Genomic DNA, 10978 nt, shown 5'->3' on the forward strand with positions numbered 1-10978 from the left:
GTGCCAGGTTCGCGGCGAACACCACCGCCCCGGCCACCATCAGGAACAGCTCGTGGCCGTACCCGGACTTGCCCGGGGAAGCGCTGTTCTGCCCGAGCTGGGTGCGGGCGTAGGAGGCCCCGACCGCGGCCGGCAACAGTTCCAGGCCGAGGATCGAGGTCGCCTCCCGCCAGTTCCGCAGCCAGTCCAGGACGTCGAGGGTGGTGAGGATGACCGCGGCAGCGACGGCGGCAGCAAGGAAGGCCACCCCCGCGTCCACCAGAGCAGGGCGCCACCCGGACGCCCCTGAGCCTCCCAGGTGGCGGGCGAGGCCGATGACCAGCAGGACGGTCCCGACCGCGAGGGCGGCCAGGCGGTAGCGGTCGACGGCCAGACCCAGCCGCCACACCTCCATCGTCATCAGGACCGGCATGGCGAAGAGCAGGGCTCCGCCGACAGCCCGGCCGAACCCCTTGATCAGGTGGTGCGCCTCGGTCTGCTGTGGCATCGCGCTCCACTCAGGTCAGGTCACGCACAGTCCGCACGGGTAAGGAAGTTGGTCGGTTTGACAAGTCCTCCGACCAGCGTCCAGACATCCCTGGCAGGAGCGAGACGCTACCGAGAGGTCCGGGATCCAGTTGAGGACGCCCGCCGGGCAGGTCGGAAGAGGGGCAGTCCCCGCGCGATCAGCCGCTGCAGTGCTGACGGACCAGAGGCGAGCGACCGGCGTCGCTCAATGGGGCGGGGACACAGAAGCGAGCCGGTGGCCCGAGAATCCACGGACGTCTGCCACAGAGCTCAGCGGGATTCGAGTGAGGGGCGGCGTCCGGCCAGGCCGACAGCCTGCCACCCGCGAACCGGCCCGCCCACAGCTTCCGCGGCCCACTCGCGCAACCGATGAGTGAGCGGGCGTGACCGCCACTGCCCGAGATCGACCCGCTCGCTGCTGGTGAGGTCCTCGTCGAACTGGTCGTCCAGCACATGCACGACGGCCGGGTCTGCCATCACGAGACATACCCGCTCGTTCAGCGCCATCGACCGCACATCGAGGTTGGCGGTCCCGCCCCTGGCAACAGCGTCGTCAACGGCGATGACGTTCGAGTGCATGAGGCTGGATTGGTACCGCCAGATCTCGATGCCCGCGGCCGGAACGCATCGTAGTCCCGCTCGCCAACAGCGCTCTCCGGCTCCGACATGACGGCTCCGGCTCCGATGCGGCCTCGCCTGGGGCCTCCACAGCGAGGGCGCAGTAGCGCCGAGATGGCGTCATGGAGCAGGTGCGGTTGCGCGGTCCACCGTCCGACCAACGCCAATCGACCGGGGACGAGGTGTGTATGCGGGAGGGCATTGGCCCGGGACGGACGGCGGGGGTGGATCGCGGGGCGGCTGGCGCCGGGGCCGCCCCCGTCATCCCTGTTGGGCCCCTCCCACCGAGAAAGCCTTGCTCCGCCCTGCGGGCCGCCCCAGGGACAGCAACACTCGGCAGGCATCCATCCCCGTCTCCAGGAGGACTGCCGTGCCGAGGGTCGACCGCATTGCCAAACCGTGGGGCAGCCGCACCCCGTATGGCCCAGGGGAGACCTGGCCGACCCGCGTGGACTCGTACCTCGCCGACGGGCTCACAGAGGCGGACGTGGACCGCTGGGTGCAGTCGGCGACGATCCTGCACTCCAACGGCGACGGCCTGGACATCGCCGTCAAGGACGAGCGAATCGTGGGTGTTCGTGGCCGTGAGGTCGACCGCGTCAATCACGGCCGGCTCGGCCCCAAGGACCTCTTCGGCTGGCAGGCGAACAACTCCCCCGATCGGCTCACGAAGCCGCTGATCCGCAAGCGGGGCAAGCTCGTCGAGACCGACTGGGACACCGCGATGAACGCGGTGGTCGGTCGCGCGAAGGAGCTCCTCGACGAGCAGGGACCCAGCGCGATCAGCTTCTACACCACCGGGCAGCTGTTCCTCGAGGAGTACTACACCCTCGGGCTGATCGCCCACGGCGGCATCGGCACCAACCACGTCGACGGCAACACCCGCCTGTGCACCGCCACCGCAGCGGCAGCGCTGAAGGAAACCTTCGCCTGCGACGGCCAGCCGGGCAGCTACACCGACATCGATGACGCCGACGTCATCGCGCTCTACGGCCACAACATGGCCGAGACCCAGACCGTGCTCTGGAGCCGCGTCCTCGACCGGCTGGCCGGGCCGAACCCGCCGAAGGTCATCTGCGTCGACCCGCGGGAAACGCCGGTCGCCCGCGCGGCCACCGTGCACCTGGCGCCCCGGCCGGGCACCAACGTGATGCTGATGAACGCGCTGATCCACGAGCTCATCGCGAACGGCTGGATCGACCAGGCGTACATCGAGGCGCACAGCGTCGGCTTCCCGGAGCTGGAGAAGCAAACCGCGAGCTACACGCCCGAGGTGGCGGCGGAGGTGTGCGACGTCCCCGCGGAGCAGATCCGGGAGGCCGCCCGCATCATCGGCACCGCGGAGCAGCTGATGTCGTCGGTGCTCCAAGGCTTCTACCAGGCCCACCAGGCCACCGCGGCGGCCGTGTGCGTCAACAACATCCACGTGATCCGGGGCATGCTCGGCAAGCCCGGCTGCGGCGTCCTCCAGATGAACGGCCAGCCCACGGCGCAGAACACCCGAGAGTGCGGTGCCGACGGCGACCTGCCGGCGTTCCGCAACTGGTCGAACGACGCGCACATCCGGGACCTGGCGAAGGTCTGGAACGTCGACCCGATGCAGATCCCGCACTACTCGCCGCCGACGCACATCATGCAGCAGCTGCGCTACATGGAAGAGGGCTCGATCCGCTTCCTCTACGTGACCGCCACCAACCCCGCGGTCTCCCTGCCGGAGCTGCGGCGGATCCGGGACATTCTCTCCCAGCAGCGCCTGTTCCTGGTCGTGCAGGACATCTTCCTGTCCGAGACCGCGCAGCTCGCCGACGTCGTGCTGCCCGCGGCGACGTGGGGCGAGAAGACCGGCACCTTCACCAACGTCGACCGCACCGTGCACCTGTCGGAGAAGGCGGTCGAGCCGCCCGGTGACGCCAAGTCGGACCTCGACATCCTCATCGACTTCGCCGCCCGGATGGGCCTGAAGGACAAGGACGGCGCCCCGCTGGTGAAGTGGTCGACGCCCGAGGAGGCGTTCGAGGGCTGGAAGGAGTGCTCCCGCGGCCGGCCCTGCGACTACACCGGCATGAGCTACGACAAGCTCCGCGGTGGCAGCGGCATCCAGTGGCCGTGCAACGACGAGCACCCCGACGGCACCGAGCACATCTACGTCGACGGGCAGTTCTGGGCCCAGCCGGACTACTGCGAGAGCTACGGCCGCGACATGGTGACCGGCGCACCCGTCGAGGAGACCGAGTACAAGGCGCTGAACCCGACCGGCAGGGCGGTGCTGAAGGCCGCGGAGTACGTGGCGCCCCACGAGGTCCCCCGCCAGGAGTTCCCGTTCCAGCTCATCACCGGCCGCACGCTCTACCACTTCCACACCCGGACGAAGACCGGCCGGGCGCCGCAGCTCCAGGCGGCCGCGCCGGAGGTGTGGGTGGAGATGTCGGCGAGCGACGCCACCGACCGTGGTTGGACCGAGGGCGACGTCCTGGAGGTGACCACCCCCCGCGGCCGGGTGCAGGGCCGGCTGCGCATCAGCGGCATCCGCCCGGGGGTCCTGTTCCTGCCGTTCCACTACGGCTACTGGGACACCAAGGACGGCTCCCACCCGCGGAAGAAGGAGGCCGGCCGGGCGGCCAACGAGCTCACCCTGACCGACTGGGACCCGGTGTCCAAGCAACCCATCTTCAAGACGGCGGCGGCCACGGTGCGACGGGTGTCAGCCGCGAAGGGGCGCCCGTCGCTCGCGCCGACTACGACCGGGTCGGCGCCGGTCACCGGGTCGGTGCCACCGACCACCGGCGGGGACACCGCCCACGCCGAGGAGCTCGTGGAGGGACGGCGATGAAGCTCGACATGGCGATCGAGGAGCTGCACCGCTCCGAGAACCACCTGGTGACCGTGCTGACGTCCATGTCGGACAAGCACAAGACCGACCACGAGGTCTTCTACGTCTGCCGCGACATGGCGAAGTGGTCACGGCAGCATGTGGCCGACCTCGCCCACATCGGGACGGACTTCGGCCTGAATCTGGACCCGGAGGCGTCCGAGGACCCCGGCCTGCTGGCGACCATGAAGCAGCAGGCCGCGCAGCTCATGGGGCGACGGTCGGCACCGGGGCTGCTGCTGCTCGCCGACCTCCGGCACCTCTATCGGGAGGCCGCCGGCACCTCGGTGGACTGGGAACTCCTCGCCCAAGGCGCGCAGGGCGCCAAGGAGCAGGAGCTGCTCGACCTTGCGGAGCGCTGCCACCCGGAGTCGCTGCGGATCACCCGCTGGGCGAACGCCTACCTCAAGGTGACGTCTCCGCAGGTGCTCGCCAGCTGATGACCGCGCCTCCCGCCGCCCGCGTCGTCCTCCGACCGCTGGCGACGCCGCTACCGCTCGGCTTCCTGGCCCTCGCCCTGGCGACGACGGCCTTCGCGGCCCTGCAGCTGGGCTGGATACCACCCACGCAGGGCCGGGTGGTCGCCCTTACCGCGCTCGTCGCCACGGTGCCGCTGCAACTACTGGCCTCGGTGCTCGGCTTCCTCGCCCGGGATCCGGTCGCCGGCACGGGGATGGGGTTGCTCGCCGGCACCTGGGGCGTCGCCGGCTTCACGACCCTGAGCTCCCCACCAGGGGCGACCAGCGAGGGCCTCGGCGTGGTCCTCGTGGTCGCCGGCCTCGCCATGGCCCTTCCGGCCGCGGTGGCGGCAGCGAGCAAGGTCGTACCCGCGGCCGTGATGGCGCTGGCCGGAACCCGGTTCATCGTGACGGGAATCTACGAGATCACCGAATCAGCAGCGTGGAAGACCGCGGCGGGGTGGGTGGGCCTCGCCCTGGCCGTCGGCGCCTTCTACGCCGCGCTGGCCCTGGAGCTGGAGGGCGCGCGGGAGCGCACCGTGCTGCCGGTCGGCCGACGGGGCGCCGGCGCGGACGCCATGGCGGGACACGGCCCCCTGGACCCGGCACACCTCGTCAGAGAGGCCGGGGTCCGGCCTCAGCTCTGAAGGTGCCCCGACCGCCAGAGCTTCCGCCGTCGGACAACTGTGCCCGCAGCTCCCGCAGCGCAGTGCTGCCCTACCGACGTCGACGAGCAGCCGGGTCATGAGCGGCGCGTCAGGGAGCGGGCTGCTAGCGATGCGCATGCAGCATCGCCCGTTCCGCAGTCGTTCTCCCGGCCAGCCCGGTCCCGGCCTCGCTCACGGGTTCGCGCACCGTGCCCCCCCTACTGCTTCGCGCCATCGACAATGGCTTGCGCAATGTCGCGGAGCTTGCGGTAGGACCGCTGCGACGCCCCGGACAGGATGGCCAAAGCCTCCGCGGCGTCACAGCGACGCTGCGCCATGAGACGGGCCACGGCGTCCAGTTCGGCGAGAAAAGCCTGTCCCGCTGTTCCAGTCACCCGGGCCCGGACGTCACCGCCTACATCCCGGGACCATCGCGATGACGGTCACCGCACGGGTGGCATGCTCGCGGTACGAGACCGACGACCTCGCCGTCCTGATGATCACCGTCCCGAGCTGACGCGCCGTCACCCCGTCACCCCATCTCGCCGGTCCCGGCGTGCGCGACGCCGGGTCAGTTGGGGATGACGGCGCCTGCGCCCGGGCGATGCGCGCTGCGGCGGAGTTGCAGCGCCGCACGCTGCAGGGTCGGTGATGCGCCCCGGAGGGTGAGCTGCCGGTGGTGCCGGGCCGCCCGGCGGTACGCGACTGCGATGGCGCGTAGACCGTGGTGGTCGCCCACCGTCACTCCGCTCAGGTCGAGGGTCCACTGCGCGCACGGGGTAAGTAGGAGTGCGGAGATGGCGTCCTGGAGCAGGTGCGCGGTGGCGCGGTCCAACCGTCCGACCAGCTCCAGGCGGCCGGTCACGAGGTCCAGCGCGCGAGAAGCCGCGAGACGTCGTCGCAGCGGGGATCGGTCAGAGAAGCGGACGGCAGGGCCACTGCGGTCACCTCGAGAACGAGGAGGAGTCGCCGGTGGCGGAAGGGAACAACCGGCACCCGCACCGGTGCGGGCAGAGGCCGCGTTTTCGACCCATTGAGACGCTAGCCCGCCTGCGGCGCAGAAGCCACCGGCGCAGCCGTCGCCGCGTGGCCAGCCCGGCAAGCTGCGGCACGCGGGCGGTGTGCTGCACCAGGCCCTCCCCCGCAACGCCGTCCATACCTTTCGGGTACGTCGGTACGCGACGACGGTTGCCGCCCTGGGATCCGGGAAGGGGCACGGGCATGCCGAGGACCGTGGAGATCACCCTTCCCCCCGATCTGGTCGATGCCGCGGTGGAGGAGTTGCGCGGTCTCGAGCCGCTGTCGCTGCGCGTGCTGCGTGGCGTGTCGCTGCAGCCGCCGGGGGACGTGATCAGCGTGGAGGTGACCAACCGTCGGCTGGCCGCGGTGATGCGCCTGGCCGACCGGTGCGGCGTCGGTCAGGAGTCCTCGGTCTCGCTGTCCACGAGCAGGCCGGCCAGCGTCATCTCCGCCGGCCGGCAGGACGACGTGCTCCGGGACATCACCAGTGGGACAGCCGAGGAGATCGAGCTCGAGATCGGCCGGGAGAGCACCATGACCGCCGGCAAGCTCGGCGTGATGGCCACCGCCGGCCTCCTGGCGGGGCTCGGCCTGGCCAGCGGCACCCTGCACCTGATCATCGGCGCCATGGTCATCGCACCGGGCTTCGAGCCGTTCAGCCGCCTCGCCCTGGGCCTGATCGAGCGCAGCCGCGCCTGGCAGCGCGGCCTCGTCGACATCGCCAAGGGGTACGCCGCCCTGGCCGCCGGCGCCGCCCTCAGCGCCGCCGCCTGCGCCGCCTTCGGCGCCGGCGCGCTGGCGGCGGGCACCAGCAGCTACCTACCGTCGTCGACCCTGATCGACTACTTCTCCACCACGTCCTGGACCAGCTGGGCGGTGGCCCTGGTGGCCGGGCTGGGCGGAGCGCTCCTCCTGGTGATCAACCGGCGCGTCCTGACCGCCGGGGTCATGATCGCGCTCGGCCTCATCCCCGCCCTGACCCTGGCGGCCATGGCCCTGGTCGCCGGCGACGTCGAGCTGGCCATGCGCAGCCTGGGACGGTGGAGCGTGGACGCCACCGTGGTGACGGCGACTTCGGCGGCGGTCTTCCTCTGGCACCGCAGGCACGACGGCCGAGCCGCCACCGGTTGACCGGCACAGGGACTCCGTCGAGGGGCCTCCGGCAGTGACACCCAGCAGGCCGGCGCACCGCCTCGCTGAAAGTCTTGGCGACGAGGACAGATCGTCCACGGTCACCGATCGGGCACGCGGCCCCGGTTGACACGCCCCGGTTGGGACGGCCCTGGGGCCGGGTACCCGCCAGCAGTGCCAGACACCAGAGATTCCCTACAGCGCGTCGCCGCCGAGACGTTCGGCTGGCCGGAACTGCACCCCGAACAGCTCGAGGCGATGGAGCACGTGATGGCCGGGCGCGACGCCCTCGCCGTCCTGCCCACCGGCGCCGGGAAGTCCGCCATCTACCAGGTGCCCGCACTCCTGCTGGACGGCCCCACGCTGGTCGTGTCGCCGCTGCTGGCGCTCCAACGCGACCAGATGGAGGGCATCGAGGACTCGGCCGCCCCCGAGGCCGTGGCGGTCAACTCGGCCCAGCGGGCCGGGGAGACCCGGCACGCCTGGAACGCCGTCCGGGAGGGCGACGCCGAGTACCTGTTCCTCTCCCCCGAACAGCTGGCCAAGGACGAGGTCCTCGCCGAGCTCGCCGAACTCGGCATCAGTCTTTTCGTCGTCGATGAGGCGCACTGCGTGTCGGCCTGGGGCCACGACTTCCGCCCCGACTACCTGCGTCTGGGGACAGCGATCGAGCGGCTCGGGCACCCGCCGGTCCTCGCCCTGACCGCGACCGCGGCGCTGCCGGTTCGCCGGGACATCGTGGAGCGGCTCGGCCTGCGCGACGCGGCCGAGGTGATCGTGAGCTTCGACCGGCCCAACTTGCGGCTGGCCGTGGAACGGGAGAGCGACGACCGGCGGAAGCGGTCCGCCGTCGTCGTCCGGGTGAGCGCGCTGATGTCCGACCCGGCCACGCGCAGCGGGCTGGTCTACGTCGCCAGTCGCAAGGACGCCGAGTACTACGCCGACGAGCTCGCCGAGGTGGGCCACCGTGTCGCGGCCTACCACGCGGGCATGAAGGCGGCCGACCGCAAGCAGGTGCACGAGCAGTTCCTCGACGGCGAGGTGGACGTGGTGGTGGCCACCTCCGCCTTCGGCATGGGCATCGACAAGCCGGACGTCCGCTTCGTCGTCCACGCCTCGGCACCGGAGTCGCTGGACTCCTACTATCAGCAGATCGGCCGGGCCGGACGCGACGGCGAGCCGGCGGAGATCTATCTCTTTTACCGGGCCGAGGACCTGCACCTGCAGACGTTCCTCACCGCGAGCCACGCCCCCCAGGAGGCCCTCGAGGACGTCGCGGAGGCGCTCGACGAGCACGACGAGCCGGTGCGGGCGACCGAGCTCGCCGAGGACGTCGACGTGTCCCCGGCCAAGCGCACCCGCGCGGTCAACCTCCTCGAGCAGGCGGGGGCGGTGGGCACCACGGAGGACGGCCGCCTGGAGCTCCTGGACCCGGACGTCTCCCCCGAGGAGGCGGTGCACGAGGCCGTCGAGGTCTCCGAGAACCACCAGCGGCTCATCCGCTCCCGGATCGAGATGATGCGCGGCTACGCCGAGACCACCGGCTGCCGGCGCCAGTTCCTCCTCGGCTACTTCGGCGAGCAGCTCCGCCACCCCTGCGGAAACTGCGACACCTGCGAGGCCGGCACCGCCCAGGAGCACGCGGTCGACGACGCCCCCTTCCCGGTCAACAGCGCCGTCCGGCACGCCGAATGGGGGCACGGTGTCGTCATGTCCGTAGAGCCGGACCGGCTCACCGTGCTGTTCGACCAGGAGGGCTACAAGACCCTGGCTCGCGCCGCCGTGGAGTCCCAGCACCTGCTTGAGGCAGGGGGGTAAGAACTGTTCTCTAGCCCGGCTACGAAGTTGTGGACCCAGTCGTCGCTGCAGGCCCAACACCTTCCTGGTCGCGCAGGGCTGGATGGCCGAGCCCGACCGCAAGCACGTGTGGGCGCGAATCGACTACATCACGTGGGAAGGCGGTGTCCTCACGGCACAGCTGCCTGTCCTCGCCCAGCCGGCGAGTGAACGCGAGGGCACCGGCCGCCACCGGCGACCGTGACGTGGCCTCGGGGGATCAGCGATTCATCCCGGCGCTGACGTCGGTGGCGTCAGTCCCGGCGGCGACTGTCGGGCACCGCGCCCGTGACGGTCAGGTCGCGGGCGATGTCGACGAGCTTGCGGTTCAGCTCCTGGGAGACCCGGGTCAACACGCCGAACGCCTCGTCGGCGGTCAACCGGTGCCGCTCCATCAGGATCCCTTTCGCCTGCCCGATGACGTCCCGGCTGCTCATCCCGTGGCGCAAGTGCTGCTCGTGCGCGGCGCCGGCCAGCGCCACGGAGGCGTGGGTGGCGAACATCTGCCCGATCTCCTGGCACTCGTCGTCGAAGGCGCCGGGAGTGCGGGCGTACAAGTTCAGCGCCCCGAGCCGGTCGCCTTCCACGAACAGCTGGAAGGCGAGCATGCTGCCAACGCCACGGCCGCCGGCCTGCATGGAGAACTCAGGCCAGCGGTCGTCGGCGCCGATGTCGTCTACTCGGACGGCCTTCTGCTCCCAGATCGCATCCAGGCACGGACCCTGCCCGAGTCGCTCCTGCGGGGCGTCGACCTCCCGGGGAGATCGCTCGTGGACGCTCGCGCCTCGACCTTCGACCGCCCGGTCACGTAGCTGATGCCGCATTCCTCTGCATTCGGCACCACCCCGATCGCCCTGGTGGTGATCGCCTGCAGCGTGGCCTCGACGTCGCCGTGCTCCTCCTGCAGCTTCCGTGCGAATCGACTCATCACGTCACCGAGCCGCTGCACGGGGACCGAGCCGCTGCCCCCGATGTCCTGAGCGGATGCCATGGTCCCAACCTATCGGTGCGCCGGGCGCCGGCGGCCCGAAGAAATGGCGGATGCCGACTACGTAGATGACCATGACCAACACGGGGCCCCGGCGCCCCGCCCTGGTGAGCCCCCGCCCACCAACCCCACGCTCTACAACAGAGCACGGCCGGGGGGCCAGGCGTGGTCACGCCGTCGTTGCCTGGGCAACGTGTCAGCGAGAAGGACTGTCGAGGCGGGCCGGCCGGTCAGCCGGTCGGGCCCATCCGGGTGACCGCCACCTCGATCCGTGCACGCCCATGCCGCAATGCGTTGGACGCCAGCTCCTCGAAAGCCGGCCAGCTCGCCGTCGACCTCGACGAGTACCAGTACGAAAGCGATCAAGGCCCCTGTCTGCACGCCGCCCGCACCGGCGAGCTGACCGGAACCGCCGACACCCGCACCGACGACCGACGGCCGGACTACATGCCCCGAGCAGCCGAAGGTGGGGCCCTCGGCTCTCTGTCGGTTGCGCTGTCCATCGACGCCTGCGAGCAGATCTCCGGCGCGCTCAACATCTACGCCCGCCAGGTCGGCGCCTTCGAAGCCAACGCTCGCGCGGCGGCCACTCGGTTCGGTTCGTACGCCGCGGTGGCCGCCGTCGGCCATCGCCTCGACCGGGAGGGAGAGGCCGGCCTGCCGACCCGACGGAAGGATCGCCGACTGGACGATGCCTCGAGTCGTCCCGCCGGCGCGGAGTACCGACGCGCCTCGGACTTGCCCCGGCAGGAAACCCAGGGGTCAGTCGGCCGGCACGTTCGGTGGCACCCGCTCGGGACCGGCCTCGGCCGGGCGCGGCCGGTCCTGCGGGTGCAGCCGCACCGCGACCAGAGCGACGTCGTCGTCGGGCGCGTCGGGCAGCATCCGGGCCAGCAGCTCGTCG

The 10978-nt window shown here is 71.2% G+C and carries 10 protein-coding genes and 1 pseudogene; 5 read left to right on the top strand and 6 right to left on the bottom strand.

The window, feature by feature from the left end:
* Together ACI79P_RS21430 and ACI79P_RS21435 are read right to left on the bottom strand one after the other, a co-directional pair.
* A partial coding sequence (locus ACI79P_RS21430; RefSeq protein WP_456583083.1) for a DUF2391 family protein occupies positions 1 to 487 on the bottom strand: 487 nt, incomplete at its 3' end.
* Positions 488 to 777: 290 nt separating this feature from the next.
* On the bottom strand, positions 778 to 1218 hold the full coding sequence (locus ACI79P_RS21435; protein WP_456583092.1) for a phospholipase D-like domain-containing protein: 441 nt from the start codon (positions 1216 to 1218) through the stop codon (positions 778 to 780).
* 394 nt (positions 1219 to 1612) lie between these two features.
* On the opposite strand from ACI79P_RS21435, the gene ACI79P_RS21440 reads away from it, so the two are divergent.
* Genes ACI79P_RS21440 through ACI79P_RS21450 form a run of 3 tightly spaced genes read left to right on the top strand, consistent with a single transcriptional unit; the run spans position 1613 to position 5099 of the window.
* On the top strand, positions 1613 to 3955 hold the full coding sequence (locus ACI79P_RS21440; protein ID WP_456583084.1) for a molybdopterin oxidoreductase family protein: 2343 nt from the start codon (positions 1613 to 1615) through the stop codon (positions 3953 to 3955).
* Positions 3952 to 4434 carry a hypothetical protein gene (locus ACI79P_RS21445; protein ID WP_456583085.1) on the top strand — a complete coding sequence of 161 codons (483 nt, stop codon included), beginning with the start codon at positions 3952 to 3954 and terminating at the stop codon, positions 4432 to 4434. Before ACI79P_RS21440 ends, ACI79P_RS21445 begins: the two co-directional genes overlap by 4 nt.
* A complete protein-coding gene (locus tag ACI79P_RS21450; protein WP_456583086.1) occupies positions 4434 to 5099 on the top strand; it encodes a hypothetical protein in 666 nt (221 codons plus the stop codon). The genes ACI79P_RS21445 and ACI79P_RS21450 overlap by 1 nt, the downstream gene beginning before the upstream one ends.
* A 218-nt stretch (positions 5100 to 5317) precedes the next feature.
* On the opposite strand, the gene ACI79P_RS21455 is transcribed toward ACI79P_RS21450, so the two are convergent.
* Entirely contained in the window at positions 5318 to 5494 is a 177-nt protein-coding gene (locus ACI79P_RS21455; protein WP_456583087.1) for an ANTAR domain-containing protein, read from the bottom strand.
* Between the two features lie 176 nt (positions 5495 to 5670).
* The gene (locus tag ACI79P_RS21460; RefSeq protein WP_456583088.1) at positions 5671 to 5964 is read right to left on the bottom strand and encodes an STAS domain-containing protein; all 294 of its coding nucleotides are present in this window, start codon (positions 5962 to 5964) and stop codon (positions 5671 to 5673) included.
* A gap of 356 nt (positions 5965 to 6320) precedes the next feature.
* Between ACI79P_RS21460 and ACI79P_RS21465 the strand changes: the two genes are divergently transcribed.
* The gene (locus ACI79P_RS21465) at positions 6321 to 7250 is read left to right on the top strand and encodes a DUF389 domain-containing protein (RefSeq protein ID WP_456583089.1); all 930 of its coding nucleotides are present in this window, start codon (positions 6321 to 6323) and stop codon (positions 7248 to 7250) included.
* A gap of 174 nt (positions 7251 to 7424) precedes the next feature.
* Positions 7425 to 9068, top strand: coding sequence for a RecQ family ATP-dependent DNA helicase (locus ACI79P_RS21470; RefSeq protein WP_456583090.1), 1644 nt, complete (start codon positions 7425 to 7427; stop codon positions 9066 to 9068).
* Between the two features lie 272 nt (positions 9069 to 9340).
* Here ACI79P_RS21470 and ACI79P_RS21475 read toward each other — a convergent pair whose 3' ends face one another.
* Both ACI79P_RS21475 and ACI79P_RS21480 read right to left on the bottom strand, forming a co-directional pair.
* On the bottom strand, positions 9341 to 9910 hold the full coding sequence (locus ACI79P_RS21475) for a GAF and ANTAR domain-containing protein (RefSeq protein ID WP_456583091.1): 570 nt from the start codon (positions 9908 to 9910) through the stop codon (positions 9341 to 9343).
* Positions 9911 to 10836: 926 nt separating this feature from the next.
* Positions 10837 to 10978 (bottom strand): annotated as a pseudogene (locus ACI79P_RS21480) (histidine kinase); the annotation flags it as partial.

The organism is Blastococcus sp. SYSU DS0510 (assembly GCF_054050835.1).

Bases quoted from the DNA above. Each gene is read 5' to 3' on its own strand.
- ACI79P_RS21450 (WP_456583086.1), top strand. From the start codon at position 4,434: ATGACCGCGCCTCCCGCCGCCCGCGTCGTCCTCCGACCGCTGGCGACG.
- ACI79P_RS21475 (WP_456583091.1), bottom strand. From the start codon at position 9,910: ATGCGGCATCAGCTACGTGACCGGGCGGTCGAAGGTCGAGGCGCGAGC.
- ACI79P_RS21465 (WP_456583089.1), top strand. From the start codon at position 6,321: ATGCCGAGGACCGTGGAGATCACCCTTCCCCCCGATCTGGTCGATGCC.
- ACI79P_RS21445 (WP_456583085.1), top strand. From the start codon at position 3,952: ATGAAGCTCGACATGGCGATCGAGGAGCTGCACCGCTCCGAGAACCAC.